This window comes from Actinomycetospora chiangmaiensis DSM 45062 (genome assembly GCF_000379625.1).
GTDB lineage: Bacteria > Actinomycetota > Actinomycetes > Mycobacteriales > Pseudonocardiaceae > Actinomycetospora > Actinomycetospora chiangmaiensis.
The window spans coordinates 126,218-147,153 of sequence record NZ_KB903221.1 but is presented as its reverse complement, the minus strand read 5'-3'; the positions used below and the strand labels follow the sequence as shown (position 1 = coordinate 147,153).

At 75.0% G+C, this 20,936-nt stretch carries 24 protein-coding genes; 11 read left to right on the top strand and 13 right to left on the bottom strand.

Features of this window, described 5'->3' with window-relative positions:
• The first annotated feature begins 15 nt into the window (after window positions 1-15).
• From A3CO_RS35600 to A3CO_RS0110005, 3 genes are all read left to right on the top strand, one after another.
• Window positions 16-834 (top strand): CBS domain-containing protein, encoded by an 819-nt coding sequence (locus A3CO_RS35600; protein WP_157647349.1) that lies wholly within the window; start codon window positions 16-18, stop codon window positions 832-834.
• A gap of 239 nt (window positions 835-1,073) precedes the next feature.
• Complete coding sequence (locus A3CO_RS35595; RefSeq protein ID WP_026204459.1) at window positions 1,074-1,676, top strand: hypothetical protein; 603 nt, start codon at window positions 1,074-1,076, stop codon at window positions 1,674-1,676.
• Between the two features lie 91 nt (window positions 1,677-1,767).
• Window positions 1,768-2,367, top strand: coding sequence for an Rv1733c family protein (locus tag A3CO_RS0110005; protein WP_425393407.1), 600 nt, complete (start codon window positions 1,768-1,770; stop codon window positions 2,365-2,367).
• A 5-nt stretch (window positions 2,368-2,372) separates the two neighbouring features.
• Here A3CO_RS0110005 and A3CO_RS0110000 read toward each other — a convergent pair whose 3' ends face one another.
• From A3CO_RS0110000 to A3CO_RS0109990, 3 genes are read right to left on the bottom strand one after another with little or no spacing between them, the layout of a single operon-like run.
• Complete coding sequence (locus A3CO_RS0110000; protein WP_018332109.1) at window positions 2,373-4,454, bottom strand: xanthine dehydrogenase family protein molybdopterin-binding subunit; 2,082 nt, start codon at window positions 4,452-4,454, stop codon at window positions 2,373-2,375.
• Entirely contained in the window at window positions 4,451-5,458 is a 1,008-nt protein-coding gene (locus A3CO_RS0109995) for an FAD binding domain-containing protein (RefSeq protein WP_018332108.1), read from the bottom strand. Before A3CO_RS0109995 ends, A3CO_RS0110000 begins: the two co-directional genes overlap by 4 nt.
• Entirely contained in the window at window positions 5,455-5,985 is a 531-nt protein-coding gene (locus A3CO_RS0109990; protein ID WP_342663154.1) for a 2Fe-2S iron-sulfur cluster-binding protein, read from the bottom strand. The genes A3CO_RS0109995 and A3CO_RS0109990 overlap by 4 nt, the downstream gene beginning before the upstream one ends.
• Before the next feature lie 373 nt (window positions 5,986-6,358).
• Here A3CO_RS0109990 and A3CO_RS35590 point away from each other — a divergent pair, with 373 nt between their 5' ends.
• The 5 genes from A3CO_RS35590 to A3CO_RS0109965 all read left to right on the top strand — a co-directional run bounded on the left by A3CO_RS35590 (window position 6,359) and on the right by A3CO_RS0109965 (window position 10,296).
• The gene (locus A3CO_RS35590; protein WP_018332106.1) at window positions 6,359-6,847 is read left to right on the top strand and encodes a thermonuclease family protein; all 489 of its coding nucleotides are present in this window, start codon (window positions 6,359-6,361) and stop codon (window positions 6,845-6,847) included.
• A gap of 90 nt (window positions 6,848-6,937) precedes the next feature.
• Window positions 6,938-7,087: a hypothetical protein gene (locus tag A3CO_RS37960; protein ID WP_018332105.1), complete on the top strand. Its 150-nt coding sequence runs from the start codon at window positions 6,938-6,940 to the stop codon at window positions 7,085-7,087.
• On the top strand, window positions 7,084-7,674 hold the full coding sequence (locus A3CO_RS0109975) for a hypothetical protein (RefSeq protein WP_018332104.1): 591 nt from the start codon (window positions 7,084-7,086) through the stop codon (window positions 7,672-7,674). The genes A3CO_RS37960 and A3CO_RS0109975 overlap by 4 nt, the downstream gene beginning before the upstream one ends.
• Before the next feature lie 103 nt (window positions 7,675-7,777).
• Complete coding sequence (locus A3CO_RS0109970; RefSeq protein ID WP_018332103.1) at window positions 7,778-8,659, top strand: SDR family oxidoreductase; 882 nt, start codon at window positions 7,778-7,780, stop codon at window positions 8,657-8,659.
• Window positions 8,660-8,775: 116 nt separating this feature from the next.
• Window positions 8,776-10,296 (top strand): DICT sensory domain-containing protein, encoded by a 1,521-nt coding sequence (locus tag A3CO_RS0109965; protein WP_026204458.1) that lies wholly within the window; start codon window positions 8,776-8,778, stop codon window positions 10,294-10,296.
• Between the two features lie 2 nt (window positions 10,297-10,298).
• Here A3CO_RS0109965 and A3CO_RS31240 read toward each other — a convergent pair whose 3' ends face one another.
• The 5 genes from A3CO_RS31240 to A3CO_RS0109940 form a co-directional block, all read right to left on the bottom strand.
• On the bottom strand, window positions 10,299-10,526 hold the full coding sequence (locus A3CO_RS31240) for a hypothetical protein (protein WP_018332102.1): 228 nt from the start codon (window positions 10,524-10,526) through the stop codon (window positions 10,299-10,301).
• A 217-nt stretch (window positions 10,527-10,743) separates the two neighbouring features.
• Window positions 10,744-11,208 (bottom strand): Asp23/Gls24 family envelope stress response protein, encoded by a 465-nt coding sequence (locus tag A3CO_RS0109955; RefSeq protein WP_018332101.1) that lies wholly within the window; start codon window positions 11,206-11,208, stop codon window positions 10,744-10,746.
• Window positions 11,209-11,338: 130 nt separating this feature from the next.
• Window positions 11,339-11,971, bottom strand: coding sequence for a TetR/AcrR family transcriptional regulator (locus A3CO_RS0109950; RefSeq protein ID WP_018332100.1), 633 nt, complete (start codon window positions 11,969-11,971; stop codon window positions 11,339-11,341).
• A 274-nt stretch (window positions 11,972-12,245) separates the two neighbouring features.
• On the bottom strand, window positions 12,246-13,055 hold the full coding sequence (locus tag A3CO_RS0109945; protein ID WP_033414219.1) for an alpha/beta fold hydrolase: 810 nt from the start codon (window positions 13,053-13,055) through the stop codon (window positions 12,246-12,248).
• Between the two features lie 55 nt (window positions 13,056-13,110).
• Window positions 13,111-13,449, bottom strand: coding sequence for a hypothetical protein (locus tag A3CO_RS0109940; protein WP_157647345.1), 339 nt, complete (start codon window positions 13,447-13,449; stop codon window positions 13,111-13,113).
• Between the two features lie 93 nt (window positions 13,450-13,542).
• On the opposite strand from A3CO_RS0109940, the gene A3CO_RS0109935 reads away from it, so the two are divergent.
• A complete protein-coding gene (locus A3CO_RS0109935) occupies window positions 13,543-14,304 on the top strand; it encodes a sulfite exporter TauE/SafE family protein (RefSeq protein ID WP_018332097.1) in 762 nt (253 codons plus the stop codon).
• A gap of 71 nt (window positions 14,305-14,375) precedes the next feature.
• Here the strand turns inward: A3CO_RS0109935 and A3CO_RS0109930 are convergent, their stop codons facing one another.
• Together A3CO_RS0109930 and A3CO_RS0109925 are read right to left on the bottom strand one after the other, a co-directional pair.
• Entirely contained in the window at window positions 14,376-15,245 is an 870-nt protein-coding gene (locus A3CO_RS0109930) for an LLM class flavin-dependent oxidoreductase (RefSeq protein ID WP_018332096.1), read from the bottom strand.
• A gap of 13 nt (window positions 15,246-15,258) precedes the next feature.
• Window positions 15,259-16,230, bottom strand: coding sequence for an aldo/keto reductase (locus A3CO_RS0109925; RefSeq protein WP_018332095.1), 972 nt, complete (start codon window positions 16,228-16,230; stop codon window positions 15,259-15,261).
• 102 nt (window positions 16,231-16,332) lie between these two features.
• On the opposite strand from A3CO_RS0109925, the gene A3CO_RS0109915 reads away from it, so the two are divergent.
• Window positions 16,333-17,193, top strand: a complete 861-nt coding sequence (locus tag A3CO_RS0109915; RefSeq protein WP_018332093.1) for a helix-turn-helix transcriptional regulator — start codon at window positions 16,333-16,335, stop codon at window positions 17,191-17,193.
• Here the strand turns inward: A3CO_RS0109915 and A3CO_RS38990 are convergent, their stop codons facing one another.
• Window positions 17,194-17,649 (bottom strand): MarR family winged helix-turn-helix transcriptional regulator, encoded by a 456-nt coding sequence (locus A3CO_RS38990; RefSeq protein WP_018332092.1) that lies wholly within the window; start codon window positions 17,647-17,649, stop codon window positions 17,194-17,196. It lies immediately after the preceding gene.
• Window positions 17,650-17,710: 61 nt separating this feature from the next.
• Between A3CO_RS38990 and A3CO_RS0109905 the strand changes: the two genes are divergently transcribed.
• Window positions 17,711-18,925 carry an FAD-dependent monooxygenase gene (locus A3CO_RS0109905; RefSeq protein ID WP_018332091.1) on the top strand — a complete coding sequence of 405 codons (1,215 nt, stop codon included), beginning with the start codon at window positions 17,711-17,713 and terminating at the stop codon, window positions 18,923-18,925.
• Window positions 18,926-18,934: 9 nt separating this feature from the next.
• Here A3CO_RS0109905 and A3CO_RS0109900 read toward each other — a convergent pair whose 3' ends face one another.
• Both A3CO_RS0109900 and A3CO_RS0109895 read right to left on the bottom strand, forming a co-directional pair.
• The gene (locus tag A3CO_RS0109900; RefSeq protein ID WP_018332090.1) at window positions 18,935-19,792 is read right to left on the bottom strand and encodes a cytochrome c biogenesis CcdA family protein; all 858 of its coding nucleotides are present in this window, start codon (window positions 19,790-19,792) and stop codon (window positions 18,935-18,937) included.
• A 3-nt stretch (window positions 19,793-19,795) separates the two neighbouring features.
• Complete coding sequence (locus A3CO_RS0109895) at window positions 19,796-20,512, bottom strand: DsbA family protein (RefSeq protein WP_026204456.1); 717 nt, start codon at window positions 20,510-20,512, stop codon at window positions 19,796-19,798.
• Window positions 20,513-20,936 lie beyond the last annotated feature (424 nt).

The following is a 20,936-nucleotide window of genomic DNA, read 5'->3' as shown; positions in this document are numbered from 1 at the left end:
CGGGTCGCGGCGGTGATGACGAGGGGTGTCGTCACGGTCCGGCCCGACACCCCGCTGGCGGACGCCCGCACGCTCGTGACCACCAACCGGTTCTCGGCCCTGCCGGTGACCGACGGCGGTGGGCGGCTCCGGGGGATCGTCACCACGCTGGACCTGCTGCGGGCCGACGTCGAGGGGCGGGCCGACGCGCGGGTCGCGGAGTACATGACCCGCGACCCGATGACGGTGGGGCCGGACACGCTCGTCGGCATCGTCGCGCACCGGATGCGGCGCTACGGCGAGGTCCGGGTGCTGCCGGTGGTCGACCAGGGCGTGCTCGTCGGGATCGTCACGCGGGGCGACCTGCTGCGCACCCCCGAGCGCCGCTCCCTGCTCGACCGCCTGCTCGGCACCCCGGACGTCGACCTCGACGTCCCCCCGCCCGACCGCCCGCGCGTCGGAGCCACCGCCGGCGAGGTCATGACGCCGATCGACGAGTGCTGGGTCGCGGTCCCCGCCACGCCGGTCGGCGACGCCGCGTCCTGGCTCGCGGCGCAACGGCTGAGCGCCCTGCCGGTGCTCGACGACGACGACCGGCTGCTCGGCGTCGTCAGCGAGGCCGACCTCCTGCCCGACCGTCTCTCCGGCCGCGGGCCCGCTCCGCGGACGTGCGGCGAGGCGATGACGGCGAGGGCGACGGCGGTCCGGCACGACGTGCCGTTGCCGAAGGTCGCGAAGGCGATGGTGCGCCGCGGGTACCGCTCGCTGCCGGTCCTGGGCGACGACGACCGGGTGGTCGGGATGGTCAGCCGCGGTGACCTGCTCCGGGCGCAGGCCCCGTCGACCCCGTCCTGACGACGGGTCGTCCCCCGGCGGGGTCCTCGACCGTGGCCGTCCGGGCGCGGCATACTCCGCCCGACGGTCGGCCCGACGGGCCGACCAGGAGCAACCGGACGGGAGTACCGGTGGTGGAGCGACGAGGCAGCGGTGCGGCGCCGACGGGCACTCCGCCGTCCGGTGAGCCCCTCACCGTCCGCATGCCCCCGACCGGCCCGGTCCCGGCGGCGTCGACGGGAGCGCCGACGGGAGCGCCGATGGACCCCGAGCCCACCCTGGTGGGCGCCCCGCCCACGGGACCCGCTCCCGTCGTCGGGACCGGGCCCCGGTGGCCGCTCCTCGCGCTCGCGGGCCTGCTCCTGCTCGCCCTCGGCGGGGCCGGCGGTTGGCTGGCGCGCGGGGCCGTGGGCACGACGAGCGCCGCACCGGCCCCGGTCCCGGCCGTCAGCGTGACGGCCGCGCCGACCAGCACCGTGCCGCCGCCACCGGTGGTCGGGGCGCCGATCGTGCCCGCGACGAGCACGAGCGCCGGGGACGGCCCGGCCCTCGGGCGCAGCCAGGGGACGCAGCGCGGCTACGGTGCCGTGCGGCCCGCGGAGATCGACGGCGGGCCCGACCGGGGTCTGGTCACCGGCATCACCTGGCAGAACTGGGGCGACGACCGGGCCACGGGTCGCGGCACCGCGCTCTACCGGCCGAGCGACCAGCCGGGCGCCCGCGGCGTGCAGGACCGCGCCACCGTCGTCGCGTTCGACCTCGGCGACTGCGACGGCGAGCAGGCCTACCGGCGCGTGACGTGGTACTTCCCGCAGCACGGCGAGTCCTTCCGGGAGTCACGCGCCCAGAAGATCTGCAACTGAGCGTGACGACCCGGCCGCCGGACCGGGCCTGCTCGTTGCGTTCCGTCACACCGTGGACTGACCCCGGGGCGCCCCGGGAATCCCGGTCGACATGGGGATGGGGCGCTGTGCCGATCGGGTCCGGACGTCGCTGTTCCCACGGCGGAGCCGGCTGCGTCGATGGTCCGACCGCGTGGAGACGGCCGTCCTGCGGTGTGCGGTGGTGCTGTTCCTGCTGCTCGTGCCGGTCGCGGTCGTCCTCGGCCACCACGGCACCGCCGACGCCACGGCCACCGCGGACCTCACGCGGACCACGGCGCGCCCGGTCGAGGCGACGGTGCTGTCCGCGCCGGTGACGACCAGCCCCGCCGTCGGGTACACCGCCGCCCTCACGGACGTCGAGGTCGCGTGGGTCGAGCCCGACCTGACCCGGCACACGGCCGCCGTGCCCGCCGGCCCGTCGGTGACCGCGGGCGACCGGATGCGCCTGTGGGTCGGCCCCGACGACCGCCCCGTGATCCCGCCCGCCAGCGCCACCGACGCGACCGTCGAGGGGATCGTCGACGCGGTCGGTGCCCTGGTCGGGGCGCTCCTGGTGCTGGCCTCGGTGGTGCTCGCGGTGCGGTTCGCCCTCGACCGCGGCCGCATGCGGGCCTGGGACGCGGACTGGTGGAGCTTCGTCCACCGCCGCGACCGCGGCACCACCGGCTAGGGCCGTCAGGGCGAGAGCAGACCCGACGTCAGGAAGTCGTCGCAGGTGATCGGCAGCGACCGCACCCGCACGCCCGTCGCGTGGTACGCGGCGTTGGCGATGGCCGCGGCCACCCCGACGATGCCGATCTCCCCGATGCCCTTCGCGCCCATCGGGTTGACGTAGGGATCGTCCTCGTCGATCCACTCGGCCTCGACGCGACGCACGTCGGCGTTGGACGCGACGTGGTAGCCGGCGAAATCGTGGTTGATGACCTCGCCGAAGCGGGGGTCCACCACGCTCTCCTCGTGCAGGGCCATCGACAGCCCCCACACCATGCCGCCCTGCAGCTGCGAGCGGCCGAGCGTCGGGTTGAGGATGCGGCCGACCCCGAACATGCCGAGCAGGCGCGGGACGCGGATCTCGCCGGTGTCGGCGTGCACCGCGACCTCCGCGAACTGGGCGACGTACGCCGCCATCGCGTACTCCCCGGCCCACGGGTTGTCCGGGGTCGCGGCGTCCGCGTGGTCGCCGTCGTCGGGGTTCTCGCCGTACTTGTCGCGGAACCGGTCGGCCGCCTCGACCACCGTCGAGCCCCACGACGCCGTGCCCGCCGACCCGCCCGCGATCGACCCGACCGGCACCTGCGTCGACCCGATCTCCACCGCGATCGCCGTGACGTCGACGCCCAGCGCATCCGCAGCGATCTGGGTCAGCACCGTCCGGGCGCCCTGCCCGATGTCGGCGGCGCCGATCGCGACGACGTAGCGACCGCCCGTGAAGGTGATCTCCGCCGTGGACCCCGGGAACCGAAGGGTCGGGAAGGTCCCGCAGCCGACGCCGACGCCGTGCCACCAGCCGTCGACCAGCCGGCGCCGCGGCGCCCGGTCCCAGCTGGACCAGCCGAAGCGCTCGGCCCCGGTGCGCAGGCACTCGACCAGTCCGCGCGAGGAGAACGGCAGCCCGTTCTCCGGGTGCACCTCGGGCTCGTTGCGCACGCGCAGCTCGATCGGGTCGAGGTCGAGCGCGACCGCCAGCTCGTCCATCGCGCACTCCAGCCCGAAGCTGCCCGGGGCCTCGCCCGGACCGCGCATGTACGTGGGCCCGTCGAGGTCGAGCGGGACCGCGCGGTGCGAGGTCCGGCGGTGCGGGGCCGCGTACATCGAGCGCGTCGACCCGCCGGCGGGCTCCACGAACTCCTTGTAGCGCGCGGTCGCCCCGACGACGTCGTGGGCGACGACCTCGAGCCGACCGTCGTGCGAGGCCCCCAGCGAGAGGTGCTGCAGGGTCGCCGGGCGGTACCCGACGGCCTCGAACATCTGCCGCCGGCCCAGCGCGAACCGCACCGGCCGACCCGGCACCGTCCGCGCGGCGAGCACTGCGAGCACCGTCCCGGCGTGCAGGCCCTTCGACCCGAACCCGCCGCCGACGTGCGAGGCGTGCACCACGACCTCGACGTCGAACAACGTCGCCAGCGTCTGCCGGGAGGACTCCACGCCCTGGGTCGCCTCGAACACCTCGAGCCGCCCGTCGACCCACGTCGCCGTGGTCGTGTGCGGCTCCATGGGGTTGTGGTGCTCCATCGGCGTGGCGTAGGACGCCCGGACGACGACGGGTGCCGCCGCCAGGGCCGCGTCCGGGTCGCCGGCCCCGGAGTCGGCGGGCTGTCCGTTGGCCAGCGCCGACGGGGCGTAGGCCTCGCCGTCCGGGTCGAACCCCGTCGTCGACGGGGCCTCGTCCACCGTCACGACGACGAGGCCCGCCGCCTCGGCCGCCACCTCCGCGTGCTCGGCGAGGACCGCGGCGACGAACTGGCCGCGGTGGTGGATCGTGGTGCCCTGCAGGACGCGGTGCTCGGGGTCGCCGGTGTCGCCGAGCGTCGGCGCGTCGCGGTGGGTGAGGACCGCGACCACCCCGGGCAGGGCCTCCGCCACCGCCGTGTCGATCGCCGTGATCTCGCCGCGCGCCACCGTCGCCTGCACCGGGTGGAGCACGAGCGTCCCGTCGGCCACGGTGTCGCCCGCGTACGTCGCGGTGCCGGTGACCTTGTCCGGGCCCTCGATGCGCCGGACCGAGGCGCCCATGCTGCGGGCGTCCATCGTCGTCATGCCGCACCTCCGGCCAGTGCTCGCAGGGTGCTGACGACCGTGCCGGTCACCAGCGGGATCTTGAACGCGTTGCCGCCCAGCGGGCTGTCCACCGGCGCCGCCGCGTCGAGCTCCGCCGCGATCGCGGCCCGGAACTCGTCGTCCGTGGCCGGGCGTCCGCGCAGGGTCGCCTCGGCGGTGGTGGCCCGCCACGGCTTGTGGGCGACCCCGCCGAGCGCGATCCGCACGTCGACCACGGTCCCGTCCGCCACCTCCAGCGCCACCGCGGCGCTGACCAGTGCGAACGCGTACGACGCTCGGTCGCGCACCTTCCGGTAGGTCGAGTTCCGGACGGCGGGGGTGGTCGCCGGGAGGTCGACCGCGGTCACCAGGTCGCCGTGGGCGAGCACGGTGTCGCGCGTCGGGTCGTCGCCGGGAAGCCGGTGGAACTCGCCGATCGGGATGGTGCGCGCGCCGTCGGGGCCCAGCACCTGCACCTGCGCGTCGAGTGCCACGAGGGCGACCGCGAGGTCCGACGGGTGCGTCGCGATGCAGCCGTCGGCCGCGGTGCCGAGGACGGCGTGGTAGCGGGCCCAGCCGCCGCGGGCCGAGCAGCCCTGGGAGAGGTCGCGCTTGGTGCACGGCGTCGTCGGGTCGGCGAAGTAGGCGCACCGGGTGCGCTGCAGCAGGTTGCCGCCCGTCGAGGCCATGTTGCGCAGCTGTCCCGACGCGCCCGCGAGGATCGCCGCGGCGACCGCCGGGTACCGCTCCCGGACCCGCGCGTCGGCGGCGAGGTCGGAGTTGGGGACGCCCGCGTCGATGCGCAGGCCCCCGTCCGCGAGCTCCTCGATCGCCGTGCCGGTCACGCGGGAGACGTCGACGAGCTGCGACGGCTCGACGACGCCGAGCTTGAGGTGGTCGAGCAGGTTGGTGCCGCCGGCGAGGAACCGGGCATCGGGGTCGGCCGCGAGCGTGGTCACCGCCTCGGACGCCACGGCCGGCCGGGCGTAGGTGAAGGGCTTCACGCCTGTGCCTCCAGGGTCGAGCTCCGCGGCGCGGTCCCGTGCGCGGCGTCCTCGACGGCCGACACGATGTTCACGTAGGCCGCGCACCGGCAGAGGTTGCCGCTCATGCGCTCCGCGATCTCGGTGCGGTCGAGGGTCACCTCGCCGGTGAGGTCGGCCGTGACCGCGCTCGGCATGCCGCGGCGGGCCTCGTCGATCGCCCCGACGGCGGAGCAGATCTGGCCGGGGGTGCAGAAGCCGCACTGGTAGGCGTCGTACGCGAGGAACGCCTCGGTGACGGGGTGCAGCCCGTCGTCGGTGGCCAGGCCGTCGGCGGTGACGACGTGGGACCCGTCCTTCGCGACGGCGAGCGTCAGGCACGAGAGGACCCGGCGACCGTCGAGCAGGACGGTGCAGGCACCGCACTGGCCGTGGTCGCAGCCCTTCTTCGCGGTCGTGACGCGGAGCCGCTCGCGCAGGGCGTCGAGCAGGGTGGTGCGGGGGTCGACGGCGAGGTCGTGCCGTTCGCCGTCGACCGTGATGGACATGGGGATGGTGGTGGACATACCCGCCTCTGGTCTCCGGGACCGATCCGGTCCGGAGGTCACCGTCCCACGTGGGGGCGGTCGCAGCCTGGCCGCGCGGGTCCCAGGATCAGCGGACCGCGCCCGCGGCGACGCCCAGGCGGCTCCGACTCCGTCCTGTCGCGGGCCCTCGTCCGCGCCATCCCACCTTGTCGTTGTGAATCACTGCGACAAGGTCGGCGTCGGGCGTCGGGAGCCCGTGACAGGAGGCGCAGCCACTCCGTCACCCGATCGCAGGACCGCGGGTAACGGCACCGCGAGGTCGTCCGACATCCGCGACGTCGGAGGTGCTCGGACGGTGTCCGGGGACGCGGGTCGGGGACGTCGGGGAGCGCGCGTGGTGGGTACGGCCGAGAAGGTGTGGTCCGGGATCGGCGCGGCGCTGGTCGGCCTCGTCGGGGTCGGCGCGCTGACGCCGTCGACGGGGGCCGCGGGCCCGCTCGCCCTCGGCTCGACCGAGGGCCCCGCCCTGAGCACCGTGACCGTCACCGACGTGATCGACGGCGACACCGTCCGCGCCGGCAGCCAGGTGATCCACGTGATCGGGATCGACTCGTGCCCGGTGTCGACCCCGGGCGGGATCGAGGCCAAGGAGATGGCGGAGGCGATGCTCGGCGGACGCCGGGTCACGCTGCGCACCGAGCCCGGCGTCGACCGCGACGCCAGCGGGCGCCTGCTGCGGCGCATCGACCTCGCCGACGGCGGCGACTACGGCACGTTCATGGTCCCCTTCGCGCACACCGCCGCCGACGCGTCGTACGGCGTGAGCCGGCAGTACCTGGCGGACCTGCGTGACAACGACGGGAACGGCCGCACCTGCGGCTGAGCCGGTTCCATCGGAGTCGCCGAAGGTTGCATTCGCGAGACGCTTCCGGCCCTGCTGGAAAGCGCTCGCACGCCGTGACAGGCTCGTGGCATGGACATCGGACGCGTCCAGCGTCGTTTCACCGCCGAGCCCGTCGAGAGCCCCGTCCCGGCCGCCCCCGAGGCGCCCGTGGAAGCCGTCGAACCGGTGGGACACCGCGAGACCGAGACCGAGACCGTCACGGCCGACGCCCGCTCGTGACCGCCCCGCACCGCGTGACGGCGGTGCCGGACGTCCCGGCCGCCGTCCTGGGCTGGCGCACCTGGCGCGTCGGCCGGCGTGCACAGCATCGTCATGCGCTCTTCTCCCCGCTGACCGGCACCCCGTGGCCGGCGGCCCGCCCGATGGTCGCGGCCTGCGCGAGTCCCCGGCACACCCCGCCCGGTGACTCCTGCCCGTGCGGGCTCTACGCGGTGGCCGACACGACCACGCTCGGCTGGAGCCCCTCGGACCACGAGGTGCTCGGGGTCGTCGCGCTGTGGGGCGACGTCGTCGAGGGGCAGTACGGCTGGCGCGCCTCGCACGCCTACCCCCGCTTCCTCGTCACCGGCCCGGGCATCTCGGCCGAGCAGCGTGCCGTCATCGCCCGGCGCTACGGCGTCGGGGTGCACGCCAGCGAGCTGCCGCCCCGCGAGCTGGCCCGCCGGCTCGACCGGCCCACCGCGGACGTCCTGCGCCACACCGACGCGGCGGACGCGGGCGACCTGCTCGCCGAGGTCACCCGTCGTCGGGACCCGGTGCTCCCGGCGCCGCGGCGGCGGAGCTGGCGGTCCTGGCTCACGTCGTGAGGCGCGGCGGCGTCCGCACCACGACGGTGCCGCGGGCGCCGCTGGGCGGCTCGCCCGGTCGCGACGGGTGTGGCACCGCCGTCGACGGGCCACCCTGCGCCCCATGAGCACGCCCGTCACGCCCGCCCCGTCCTTCGCCGTCACCGGGGCCACCGGTCACCTCGGTCGGCTCGCCGTCGACGCCCTGCTGCGCCACGGCATCCCCGCCGGGAACGTCTTCGCGCTCGTCCGCGACCCCGACAAGGCCGGTGACCTCGCCGAGCTCGGGGTCGGCGTCCGCGTCGCGGACTACGACCGCCCCGACACCCTCGGGTCGGCCCTCGAGGGCATCGAGCGGCTCCTGCTCGTGTCGAGCCCCGACCCGGGCGACCGGGTGCGCCAGCACTCCGCGGTGATCGACGCCGCGAAGGCCGCCGACGTGGAGTTCGTGGTCTACACGAGCGTGATCCACGCCGACGACACCGAACTCGTCCTCGCACCGGAGCACGCCGCCACCGAGGACGTGCTGCAGGGCTCCGGGCTGCTGTTCGCGGTCGCGCGCAACGGCTGGTACATGGAGAACTACACCGCCCAGCTGCCCCGCTACCTCCAGGCCGGCGAGATCCTCGGGGCGGCCGGCGACGGCCGGGTGTCCGCAGCGACCCGCGCGGACTACGCCGAGGCCGCCGTCAGCCTGCTCACCGGCGACGTCGTCGACCAGCAGGGCTACTGGGAGCTGGGCGGGCCGGCGTTCACCATGACCGAGCTCGCGGGGACGATCACCGAGGTGACCGGGACGCAGGTCGTGTACCACGACCACACCCCCGAGGAGCTCACGGAGGCGATGGTCGCCGCCGGTGCCGACCGCGGCACCGCCGAGTTCGTGACCGCGCTCGAGCGCTCGCTCGCGCGTGGGGAGCTGGAGACCGACAGCCCCGCCCTCGAGAACCTGCTCGGCCGCGCGCCGACCTCGCTGCGGGACGCGGTCCGGGCGGCGCAGCTCTGACACCCCGCCGCCGCTGACCGCCACCGGTGGACCGCTCGCCGGGCGGTCGCGGCGTGCACCGCTCGTGATCACTCGTCCGAGGTAGTACCCCGGTGACGACGCACCCAGGGGGTCTCATGGAGGGTCCGCTCGCCCACGCCACCCGGACCCGGGTGGAACGGGCCTTCATCGACAACCTCTCCGACCACACCCGCGTGGCGCGGGACCGGGCGAGCGGGCAGCGGCCGGAGCGGTTGTCGAAGCGGCTGCTGGTCGACATCTCGCACGCCGTGGAGAAGGCGGTGATGGCGGGGACCGTCGACCACCCGACGGTGGTCGTCGCGCTGTTCCAGCAGCTGCCCTACTTCGACCGGGAGCGCGCGGTCTACGAGGCCATGGCGGCCGCGGGGGTCACCGCCGTCGTCGGGTTCGTGGCGGGGGAGGCGCACGAGGCGCCGGTCGGGGTGCCGGTGGTCGAGCTCGATCCGGCCGAGGCGCTCGCCGACGAGTGGACGGTGGTCGCGCTCGGCCCGCGCGCCGGGGCGTTCCTCGTCGCGACCGACCAGCACGGGTACGACCCGGGCGACCCCGCCGTCGAGCCCAGCCGGGTCTTCGACGGCCGGTGGGGTTTCTCGCGGGCACAGGCGGCCACCGAGCTCGCGCGGCTGCGGTTCGCGCTCGGCACGCGGTTGGACCCGGAGGTGCTCCGCACCATCGACGACCTGCTCGCGAGGACGATGCCCGCGGGCGGCGACGCCGCCGGCTCGGCGGGCAGCCCCGGCGAGATGTGGGCGACGACGTCGCTCTACCACCTGCTCGATCGCATGCGCGACGCCCACGCGGGCACCCGGGAGCTGCGCGAGCAGATCGCCGACGCCCACGCCGCCGCGGGAGCCCGCGCGACGGCGGGCACCGACGCGGCGAGCGGCCTGCCCGACGCCGGGTTCCTCGACCGGTGGACCCCACGCGGCGGACCGGGCGCCCTGCAGGTCGGGGTCGCGCTGTTCGACATCCCTGCCTTCGCCGACGCCGCGCTCGCCCCCGACCGCGCCGCGTACCACGCCGGGCACCGCGTCGCGGCCGCGCTGACCGAGCCGCTCGGCCCGGTCGACGTCGCGGTGCGGCTCGACCGGCGCACCTTCGTCGTCCTCGTCCCGGGCGCGTCGGCGGTGCACCTCAACGACCTCGCCGACCGCATCGGCGAGGGGCTGACGCTGGCCTCCGAGGGACACCCCGGTGTCGCGCTGACCGCCCGGGTCGCCACCACGACGACCCGCGACCGGCCGCTCCCGATCGACGATCTGCGGGCGGCGCTCGAGCACGTCGGGACGCGGGGGGAGCCGGTCGACGCCGGACGTACTCCGTCCGGACGGCGGATCATGGTCACCGTGGGCGGCCCCGGGCCGGTGGACGACGGGCCGGCTCCGGCCGTCCCCGACGAGGCGGAGCAGCCCGACCCCGCCGGGCGGCACGTCCGCCTCGTCGCGGACATCCCCACGGTGGGGCCGCCGCCGGAGCCGGGGGAGTACGGGCCCCAGGAGCCTCGTGCTCCGCGCCCGGGCCCGCCCGGGACGACGGCCGCGCGCCCGCCCCGGCCGTCCGCCCCGACCTTCGACGGGCTGGACGGTCCGGCCGACTGGTTCCGCGCCGACCGCTGACCTCACGCCCCGTCGGCGGGCGGGGCGGGGTGGAGGGGGACCACGGCGACGAGCACGTCGACGAGGTCCCCGCGGTCGAACTCCTCGCGGCGACGGCACGCCTCCACGAGCGCGCCCGGATAGTCGTACGGGCCGTAGGAGTCGAGTTCCCCGGTCACCGGGTCCAGCACGAGCACGATGAACGACGACGTCCCGTCGTCGGGACGTCGGGTCCGCTCCGACCCGGGCATGATCGGAGAACCTACAGACCGGTCGGTCTCATGGGTGCATCGGCCGCACCGGCCGCTCCGGTCGGCGCCGGCTCAGGCGACGTCGGCGACGACCACGTCGGCCGGGGTGTCGACGTCGCGGGGACGCACCGGCCGCTCCGGTCGGCGCCGGCTCAGGCGACGTCGGCGACGACCACGACGGCCGGGGTGTCGACGTCGCCGGGACGCACCGGCCGGTTCACCGGACGCGGGCGGGGGCCGGGGCCGGAGCCGGGGCGTCGTCCTCCTCGTCGGGGAGGTGGAGGTCGACGACGTCCACGTTGACCTCGGTGACCTCGAGGCCGGTCATCTGCTCGACGGCGCCGATGACGTTGCGGCGGATCGCCCGCGCCAGCTCGGCGATCGCGACGCCGTACTCGACGACGACGGTCAGGTCGACGGCGGCCTGGCGCTCGCCGACCTCGACCGACACGCCCTGCGAGGCGGACGAGCGGCTGCCGGGGATGCGCTCGGTGATGGCGCCGAAGGCGCGGGCGGCGGTGCCGCCGAAGCCGTACACGCCATTGACCTCGCGTGCGGCGAGGCCCGCGAGCTTGGCGACCACGCCGTCGGCGATGGTGGTCTTGCCCTGGGTGCTCGTGAGGGCCGAGCCGGTGGGGGCCGGCGTCGTCGTCCTCGGCACGGCGGGAGTCGGGGTGCTCATGGGGAACCTCCTGCGTCGGTGGTCCGCGTGCCCCGCCCCCGGTGGGCGGGGCGCTCCGTCGAACTCATCCGGTAGGACGCGATCCGATCGCGGATCCTCACGGCCGATCCCGATGGCTCCCGTCACACCGTCAACGGGGGTCGAGGAGGCGGACCGCCAGTCGCTGGAGCCGGGCGACGGCGAGTTCGCGGTCGGTGTCCGGCGCCGTGAGGTGGCTCAGCGCCGCCCGCACGATCACGTCGGCGGCGTCGTCGACCAGGGGGCGTGGCAGCCGTGGGTGGTGGCCGCGCAGCCAGGTCGAGAGCATGATGCGCGCGCGGGCGATGATCGCGCTGCTCCCGGTGGTGAGCTGCGGGAGCAGGGTCACGTCGTCGTGCGCCGCCGTCAGCACCGTGTCGAGCAGCGGGTGGGTGTCCCGCGCCGCCATGGCGGTGCGCAGCGCGGCCGTGAGTCCCGCGCGCCAGTCGGATGCGTCGATCAGGGCCTGACCGACCTCGGCGATCACGCGGTCGGACTCGTGGGCGACGAGCGCGTCGGCGACGGCCTCCTTGTCGCCGAACTCGCGGTGGATGGCCGACCGGGACACCCCGGACCGTCGGGCCAGTTCGCTCATGCGGACCTGGCCCCATCCCTGCTCGGTGGCGGCGGTGGAGGCGGTCTCGAGCACCCGCTCGCGCAGCGTCTCGCGGAACTGCGCGCGCAGCCCGCGGGGGAACGACGGGGGGTGCGGCGGGGCGGTGGGGCGTGCGGCGGACCGGGTCATGAGGCGTTCGCCCGCCCTTCGTGCTGTGCGCCGTGCAGCGGACACAGCGGGTTGACGAACTGGGTCGGTTGCTCGGGGTCGTTCAGCAGGAACGAGCACTGGCAGCCCTGGTCCAGGGCCTCCGGACTTCCTGGTGGCTGCGGTGTCGGGACGTTCATCGGGCCTCCCGTCGGGGTCGACGTCGGGCAAGGGGCACTCGGGGACTATCGCCACCACCCCCGTCGGCGTTACCCCGCCGTGACAAAGAGGTGTGGACCAGAAGCGTTCCCGCAGGTCAGAGTCGTCGACGTACCCATTCGAGGGCGGCGTCACAGCGCCGCAGGATCGAGAAGTGCCCGTCGACGGGGGAGACCCACTTCTCCGCCTGCGGCATCGTGGCGCCGAGCGCGCGGGCGTGCGTGGCGGGGACGAAGGTGTCGCCCTCGCCGTGGACCAGCAGCGCCGGGCAACCGACGTCCGCGGGGTCGAAGCCCCAGGGCGAGACCAGGGCGACGTGGTCGTCGGTGCGGGCGACCGCCCGGGCATCGCCCGTGGTGTCCTCGTCGATGAACCAGCCCTGCTCCAGGGCCTCGACGTCGACGTCGGGCAGCAGCCAGCGCAGATCCGGGTGCTCGCGTTCGAAGGCCAGCTTGTGCTCCCGGCCCTGCTCGGCCGCCCGCAGGGCCAGGGTCGCGGCCGGATCGAGGTGGGCGTACCAGTCGAGGCCGGCCACGTCCCGGGGTGCGTAGGCACCGATGGCGACGGCAACGGGCACCCGCCCCGGGAGCAGTGCGGCGCACGCCAGCGCGTGCGCCGCGCCGGCGGAGTGCCCGACGACGGCGAAGCGGTCGACCCCGAGGTGGTCCGCAACGGCGGCGACGTCGCGGGCGACGGCGGCGACCGAGCGCCCGGGGCGTGGCGAGGACCGGCCGTGGCCGGGCCGGGCGACGCTGATCCACCGCAGGCCGAGACGGTGCGCGGCGGTGACGAACGGACGGGGCGGAGTCCCGTCGCGCAGCGTGCCGTGGTGCCAGAACACCGTGCCGGAGCCCGACCCGTGGGACACCGACAGCCGGGCGGCCAGTCGCCGTCCGTCCGCTGCCATCACGTCGATCGCGTCGAGCTGCACCAAGATCCCCCCGAGCGCATCGTGGCACAGCTCACGGCGGCCCGACGACGGACCCGGGGTGCATGCGCCCGTCCGTGACGCTCGCTTCCGCGGCAGCGCTCCGGACGTGCGCGTCGAGCGGGGAGCGGGCGCGCAGGATGGCGTCGGTCAGGCTGCCGACCCGGTCCTGGACGTGGACGTTCAGGGCCTCGTAGATCTCGGGCCGCCCGCACACCGCGAGCATCTCGATGATCCGTCGACGGGCGTCCTCGTCGAGCTCGTCGCCCTCCCGCAGCGCCTCCGCGGCGCGACGGGTGCGTTCGGCCTGGCGTGCGAGGGCGGCGCGGAGGCGGGGGTTCGGCGTGCGGGCCACCCACCTACGTTCGCACACCAGTTCGATGATCGCCCCATGTCGTCGGGAGCGGGACGTTCGTCACCGGCCACTCGTCTGGCCGCGGGCGCCGGGGAGGACGACCATCCGCACGTGACCCTCGGCGAAGCGGCGATCATCGCGGTCGCGGGCGTGTGGGCCGGCATGATCAACACGATCGTCGGCTCCGGCACGCTCGTCACCTTCCCGGTGCTGCTGGCGCTCGGGTTCCCGCCGCTCACGGCGAACGTGTCGAACGGTCTCGGTCTCGTGCCGGGCTCGGTGACCGGGGCCATCGGGTACCGCCGGGAACTGCGCGGCCTGGCGGGCCGGACCCTCCGGCTCGCGATCCCCACCGCCCTCGGCGGCCTCGCCGGCGCGCTGCTCCTGTTCGCCCTGCCGTCGTCGGTGTTCGACGCCGTCGTGCCGGTGCTGGTCGCGCTGGCCGTCGTGCTCGTGGTGGTCCAGCCCGCGGTGGCGCGCCGGATCGCGGCGCGGCGCCCGTCCGGCGAGCCGCGCACGGCGGTCCGGCCCGGGCTCGTGGCGTCGGTGTTCGGCACCGGGCTCTACGGCGGCTACTTCGGTGCCGCGCAGGGCGTGCTCCTGCTCGGGGTGCTCGGCATCCTGATCGACGACGACCTGCAGCGCCACAACGCCGTCAAGAACATCCTGGCCGCCATCGCGAACCTGGTGTCCGGGATCGTGTTCGCGTTGGTCGCCCCGGTGTCCTGGCCGGTGGTCGGGCTGATCGCGGGCGGCTCGATCGTCGGGGGTCTGATCGGCGCGCTGATCGGTCGCCGACTCCCGCCGATCGTGCTGCGCGGCGTCATCGTCGTGGTCGGGCTCGCGGCGCTGGTGCAGCTCCTCCTCCGCTAGGTGGCCTCCGGCCCTGTGAGTACTCATCCGTGCCCTGGCACGGAAAAGTACTCACAGGGCCGGAGGCCACCTCAGCCCCGCAGCGGCGCGATGACCTGCTCCGCGAAGCGCAGCACCGGCTCGGTGGAGCGCGGGTGCCCGAAGTCCATGACGACGTGGTCGACCCCGAGGTCCCGGTGGCCGGCGAGCTCCTCGACGAGCTTCGCCGAGTCCTCGTCGTTCTCCGGCAGCGGGCGCTCGAGCGTCACCGTCACCTCGATGGCGTCGGGGTCGCGCCCGGCCTGCTCGGCCGCGTTGCGCACGATGTCCCGACGGCGGGTGAAGCCGTCGCCGGCGGGCCCGTTCCAGGAGTCGGCGAGCCGACCGACCATCGGGAGCCCGACCTTCTCGCCCGCCGCGCCGATGCACACCCGCGGTGGCGGATCGGTGAGCGGGGGAGCGGAGGCCTCGGTGATCGTCGTGAACCGACCGGAGTACGACGGGTACTCCTCGGTCCACATCCGCCGGCAGATCTCGATGGTCTCCGCGAGCTGCGCGAACCGCACCGACGGCTTCGGGAAGTCGTAGCCGTACGCCTCGTACTCCTTCTCCCGCCAGCCCGCGCCGATGCCGAGCACGAACCGCCCGCCGGAGAGGTGCTGCAGCGTCGCCGCCATCTTCGCCAGCAGGGGCGGGTGCCGGTAACCGACGCCGAGCACGTGGTGGCACAGCTCCACGGACTCGTGGCGCGCCGCGAGCCACGTCAGCGTGGTCCACGCCTCGAGGAACGGGTCGGTCTTCTCGTCGAAACCGTAGAAGTGGTCGGCGATCCACAGCGAGTCGAAGTGCGGCAACGCCGTTGGCAGGATCTCCGTGTCCTGGTACGCGGCGATCGGCACGTGGTCGCTCCACCGGTTGCCGATCACGGGGGACAGCCATCCGAACCGCAGGCCCTGAGTCACGGGCGTGATCCTCTCACCGCTCGCTGTCGAGCTGCGCCATCGCCGCGGCGGGGTAGCGGTCGCCGGACACGGAGCCGGGCGGGACGAGCTCGTCGATCCGGGCGAGGTCGTCCGCGGTGAGCTCGACGTCCACCAGCGACGACGTCACCTGGTCGACCCGTCGTGCCCCGATCACCGGCACGACGTCCTCGCCCTGCGCGCTCACCCAGCCGATCGCCAGCTGCGCCACCGTGACGCCCTTCGCCGCGGCCAGCTCGTGGAGGCGCGCGACGAGCGCCTGGTTGTGCTCGCGGTGCTCGCCCTGCCAGCGCGGGGTCATGGCCCGGCCACCGGTCACCGCCCCGCTGCCGCCGATGAGCCCGCGGCCCAGCACGCCGTAGGCGGTGATCCCGACGCCGAGCTCGCGGCAGGCGGGCAGGATCCCCGCCTCGATCTCGCGGCTGAGCACGGAGTACTCGATCTGCAGGTCGCAGACCGGCGTCACGGCCGCCGCGCGGCGGACCGTCGCGGCCGACACCTCGCTCAACCCGACGTGGCGCACGTACCCCTGCTCGACGAGCTCGGCGATGGCGCCGACCGTGTCCTCGATCGGCACCTGGGGGTCGAGCCGGGCGGGGCGGTAGACGTCGACGTGGTCGACGCCGAGCCGCTGCAGGGAGTAGGTGAGGAAGTTGCGCAGGGCCGCAGGCCGCGCGTCGACCCCGCCGATCCCGCCGTCGGGACCCCGCAGCGCCCCGAACTTGACCGAGAGGACGACGTCGTCGCGGGACCGGTCGGCGAGCGCGCGGCGGATGAGCATCTCGTTGTGGCCGGAGCCGTAGAAGTCGCCGGTGTCGAGGAGGGTGCCGCCGGCGTCGAGGTAGGCGTGGATCACGCGGACCCCCTCGTCCTCGTCGACGGCGCCGTAGACGCCGGACAGGCCCATGCATCCGAGGGCGGGGGAGGTGACGACGGGACCGGTGCTGCCGAGCTGTCGGTGCTGCATGGGCTCCACCCTGCGCCGCCCGGGCGCCCCGCGGCAGGCCCGGCCCAACCAGGGACCGGTGGACCCTGGCTGGGCCCGGTGCGACCGGGCGATGATCGGGGCGTGATCGACCGCGACGGCCTCGGGGACTTCCTCCGGCGACGACGGGAGCTGGTGCGGCCCGCGGACGTCGGGCTCGCGCCGGGGGTCCGGCGTCGGACGCCCGGGCTGCGTCGCGAGGAGGTCGCGCAGCTCGCGGGGCTGTCGGTGGACTACTACGCCCGCCTCGAGCAGGCGCGCGGGCCGCACCCGAGCGAACCCGTCGTCGCGAGCCTGGCGCGGGCGCTGCGGTGCGACCTCGACGAGCGCGACCACCTCTTCCACCTCGCGGGTCTCACGCCGCCGGTCCGGCGGGCCGGCCGGCACGTGTCGCCGGGACTGCTCGCGCTCGTCGACCACCTCACCGACGTGCCGGCCCGTATCCACACCGACCTGCACGACGTGCTGTGGCAGAACCCCCTGGCCGTCACGTTGTTCGGGACGAGCCCGGTGAACCCGGTGCGGGCCTGGTTCACCGACTCCACGCTGCGGGCGATCACCCCCGAGGAGGACCGGGCCGCCCTGTCCGCGGCGCACGTCCGCGACCTGCGGGCCACCGCCGCCCGCCGGGCCGGGGACGCGGACGTGGCGGAGCTGGTCGACGACCTGCTCGCCCGCAGCGCGGAGTTCCGGGAGCTGTGGGGGCGCCACGAGGTGGGGGTGCGGCGGGTCGGGCGGAAGCGGTTCGCGCACCCCGAGGTGGGGCTGGTGCACCTGACCTGCGAGGTCCTCCTGACCCCGGAGGCCGACCGCGTGCTGCTCGTGTACTTCCCGACCGAGGGCACCGACGCCCGCGAGAAGCTCGACCTCCTGCGGGTCATCGGCACGCAGTCGATGGTCGAGCCCCGCTCCGTCCCTCCCGAGGAGCTGCACCCGTCGTCGTGATCAGGCGGGGCGGCCCGCCCGGTCCATCGCCGCGGTGAGCCGCTCGAGGAAGGCCCGGACGACGACGGCCTCGTCCGGGGAGAGCGACCGCCCGACCTCGTCGATCAGCCGCAGGCCGGGGAGCCAGACGCGCAGGGCGTGGGCCTGGGCGTCGGTCGTGGCGGCGAGCGTGACGCGGCGGCGGTCGGTGGGGTGCGGGGTCCGCTCGACGTGCCCGGCGGCCTCGAGCCGGTCGACCAGCACGGTGGCGGACGCCGACCGGATGCCGAGCCGTTCGGCGAGCTCGGCCGCGCCCATGGGGCCGTGCTCGCCGAGCAGGTGGATCGCCGTCATGTCGGTGACGTTCATCCGCATCTCCTTCGCCATGCGGACGACGAGGTCCTGCGAGGCGCCGATCAGGTCGCGCACCGCGAAGGTGGTCGCGTCGAAGTGTGCGATCTCGGCCTCCGGGTCCACCTCGCGAACTCTCTCACGTCCCTGGTAGTTAGAGAATCTAGCGACAGGGTATCCGGACGGCATGACACGCCACGCACTCATCTCCGGCGCGAGCATCGGCGGTCCCGCCCTCGCGCACGAACTCACCGCGCGGGGCTGGCGCACCACGATCGTCGAGCGCCATCCGCGGCTGCGTGACGAGGGGCAGAACATCGACGTCCGCGGGGCGGGGCGGGTGGTCCTGCGCCGGATGGGCCTGGAGGCCGAGGCGCTCGCGACGAGCACGACGGAGGTGGGTACGCGGTTCGTCGACGACCGCGGCGGGACGGTCGGGGAGTTCCCGGCGGGCGAGGACGACCTCCACGGGCCCACCGCGGAGCTCGAGATCCTGCGCGGCGAGCTGGCCCGCATCCTCTTCGAGCGCACCGTCGACGACACCGACTACCGGTTCGGGGAGCAGATCGCCGACCTCGAGGACGCCGACGACCACGTCACCGCCACGCTGGCGAGCGGGGAGCGGATCGAGGCCGACCTCGTCGTCGTCGCCGAGGGCACCCGATCCCGGACGCGATCCCTCGTCGTGCCCGACGCCGAGCTCTCCGAGCTGGGCCTCGTCGTCGCCAACATCACGATCCCGCGGACCCCCGACGACGACCGCTGGTGGCGCTGGATGCACACCACGCGCACCCGCGGCGTCAGCCTGCGCCCGGACAACGTGGGCAGCACCCGCGCGATGCTGACCTTCCTCACCGACGTGCGGGGCCTCGAGCAGCTCGACCGCGACGACCAGGTCATGATCCTGCGGAGGACCTTCGCCGACGTCGGCTGGGAGGCGCCGCGCGTCCTCGCCGCGCTCGACGACGCGCCGATGTACGTCGACGCCGTCGCCCAGGTGAAGCTCGACCGCTGGAGTTCGGGACGACGGGCGCTGCTCGGCGACGCCGCCTGGGCCACCGGACCGTTCGGCACCGGCACCACGCTCGCGCTGACCGGGGCCCACGTCCTGGCCGGGGAGCTGGAGCGGACCGCCGACCACCGGGTCGCGCTCGAGCGCTACGAGGAGGTCATGCGCCCGTTCGTCACGGAGGCGCAGAACGTGAACCCGACGATGATCCGGGCCCTCAACCCGGGCTCGCGCGCCGCCCTGTTCGCCCAGCGCTCCGTGCTCCGCACGGTGGCCACGCTGCAGCGCTGGACCGGGCTCGCCGACCGTGTCTTCAGCCCGCCGGCGGACAAGGTGGAGTTGCCGGACTACCCAGGTGAGCTTCGCTCGGGTGAGCAGAAAGTGGGCCTATAGCCCCTCTGCTCACGAGCGAAGCACCTTCTCCTCCCGGGCGCTCGACCCGCCGTCGGGAACCCGGAGCACCCGCCAGAGCACCACGCCGACCGTCACCGCCGCGATCACCCCGAGCACCACCAGGTCGGGCACCGCGTCGCCCAGGGTCACCGCGCCGTTCTCCGCGGCGGCCGACCTCGCCGGGTCGGCGCCGAGGAGTCCGGCCGTGCCGTCGTAGACGATGAACAACACGCCGATCACGATGAAGAGCAGGCCGGAGACCACCGACGTCGTGTGCAGGCGCAGCCGGCCCACCGAGAACTCCCGACCGCGCAGCCAACGGCGCCGGCCCAGGTCGAACCGCTGCCAGAGCAGGGCGAGCACGAACAGCGGCAGGGCCATCCCGACGGCGTACACCGCGAGCAGCGCCGCGCCGCGGACCGCCTGACCGCTCGCCGCCGCGACGGTGAGGACCGCCCCGAGGATCGGCCCCGAGCAGAAGCCGGCGAGTCCGTACGCGGCACCGAGCCCGAGCGTGGCGAGCCACGTGCCGCGGCGGGCCATCCGCGACTGGAACCGCGCGGCCGCGCCGAACGCCCAGCCGCCACCGAGGAGCTGCACGACGCCGAGCGCGATGATCACCGCCCCGGCCACCGTCACCACGACGGAGCGGTACTGCGTGAGCACGCCCGCGAGCGCCCCCGACCCGGCTCCGAGGGGTACCAGCACCGCCGCGAGTCCGAGTAGGAACACCCCGGTGCGCGCCACGAGTTCGGTGCGGCCGCTGAACGCGTAGGCGAAGAACGAGGGGAGCAGCAGCGCGCTGCACGGGCTGAGCAGGGCGAGGACCCCGCCGAGCAGGGCGGCGGCGTAACCGAGGTCGGGCACGGGTCAGCGGGCGCGGGCGAGCGCGGCGTCGAGGGCCTGCTGGAAGGTCGGCAACGGCTGCGCACCGAAGATCAGCTGGTCGCCGATGACGAAGCTGGGCACGCCGCCGACCCCGAGCCGTGACCCGAGTTCCTGGTCGGCCGCGACGTCGGCGGCGATCTGCGGGTCGGCAAAGTCCTGCCGGAATCGCCCGACGTCGAGCCCGAGCCGCCCGGCGAGCGCGGTGAGCGTCGCTTCGGTGACCTCGCCGCGGTTCTCCGGCGCCTGGTCGGCGTAGAGGGCCGCGTGGAACGGCCAGAACTGCCCCTGGCGTCCCGCCGCCCGGGCGGCGCGGGCCTCGAGCACGGACTCCGGGCCGAGGTAGGCGAAGTCGTGCCACTCGAGGCGGACCTGCCCGGAGTCGACGTACTGCCGCATCAGCGCGGGTTCGGTCGACGTCGCGTACAGGCGGCAGAACGGGCACTGGAAGTCGCCCCACTCGGCCAGCACCACCGGCGCGTCCACCCGGCCCAGCGCCAGGGGGTCCCCGGCCTGACGGCGGGGCACGTCGAGCCGGGCCTGCGCCACCGGATCCGACGACGTCGACGTCGGGGTCGCCGCCGGCGTGCTCCGGGAGGTCGTCACGGTCACGACCGCGAGGACCACCAGGACGACCAGGACGATCCCGGCGCCGATCACCAGCCGGGTGCGGGTCGGACGGCGCTGCTCGGTGTCGGTCACGACCGCGGGGTACCCCGCTCCGCCGTCCGGACCCGTCGTCGGGAAGGGATCGTGACGGCAGCGTCCCTGACCGGGGTCGCCGATCACCGTCCACTGTTCATCTCGGGGCCGGGACCCGTACGCGGCCCCTGCCTACGGTGCGGTCACATGCGAGGACACGTCCGTACCCGGGCCGGGGAACCCCGCCCCGGCGTCGCCGTCTCCGACGGCCTCACGGTGACCGTCACCGCCCACGACGGTTCGTGGTCGCTGACGCCGACGGGGCCGTTCGTCCACGTCGTGCGTCCCGCGGACTCCGCCTGCGAGCCGTGGTTCGTCCCCGCCTCCGCCGACCCGGGCGCGACCCACGACTTCGTCCTGGACCCCGTACCGGACGTCTTCCCGCACCGCTTCGTCCACGTCAGCGACACCCACGTCGGAGCCG

Coding starts and splice junctions, on each gene's coding strand:
- A3CO_RS35600 (WP_157647349.1), top strand. CDS start 16: ATGACGAGGGGTGTCGTCACGGTCCGGCCCGACACCCCGCTGGCGGAC.
- A3CO_RS35595 (WP_026204459.1), top strand. CDS start 1,074: ATGGACCCCGAGCCCACCCTGGTGGGCGCCCCGCCCACGGGACCCGCT.
- A3CO_RS0110005 (WP_425393407.1), top strand. CDS start 1,768: ATGGGGATGGGGCGCTGTGCCGATCGGGTCCGGACGTCGCTGTTCCCA.
- A3CO_RS0110000 (WP_018332109.1), bottom strand. CDS start 4,454: ATGACGACGATGGACGCCCGCAGCATGGGCGCCTCGGTCCGGCGCATC.
- A3CO_RS0109990 (WP_342663154.1), bottom strand. CDS start 5,985: ATGTCCATCACGGTCGACGGCGAACGGCACGACCTCGCCGTCGACCCC.
- A3CO_RS37960 (WP_018332105.1), top strand. CDS start 6,938: ATGGACATCGGACGCGTCCAGCGTCGTTTCACCGCCGAGCCCGTCGAG.
- A3CO_RS0109970 (WP_018332103.1), top strand. CDS start 7,778: ATGAGCACGCCCGTCACGCCCGCCCCGTCCTTCGCCGTCACCGGGGCC.
- A3CO_RS0109965 (WP_026204458.1), top strand. CDS start 8,776: ATGGAGGGTCCGCTCGCCCACGCCACCCGGACCCGGGTGGAACGGGCC.
- A3CO_RS31240 (WP_018332102.1), bottom strand. CDS start 10,526: ATGCCCGGGTCGGAGCGGACCCGACGTCCCGACGACGGGACGTCGTCG.
- A3CO_RS0109955 (WP_018332101.1), bottom strand. CDS start 11,208: ATGAGCACCCCGACTCCCGCCGTGCCGAGGACGACGACGCCGGCCCCC.
- A3CO_RS0109950 (WP_018332100.1), bottom strand. CDS start 11,971: ATGACCCGGTCCGCCGCACGCCCCACCGCCCCGCCGCACCCCCCGTCG.
- A3CO_RS0109945 (WP_033414219.1), bottom strand. CDS start 13,055: ATGGCAGCGGACGGACGGCGACTGGCCGCCCGGCTGTCGGTGTCCCAC.
- A3CO_RS0109925 (WP_018332095.1), bottom strand. CDS start 16,230: ATGCAGCACCGACAGCTCGGCAGCACCGGTCCCGTCGTCACCTCCCCC.
- A3CO_RS0109905 (WP_018332091.1), top strand. CDS start 17,711: ATGACACGCCACGCACTCATCTCCGGCGCGAGCATCGGCGGTCCCGCC.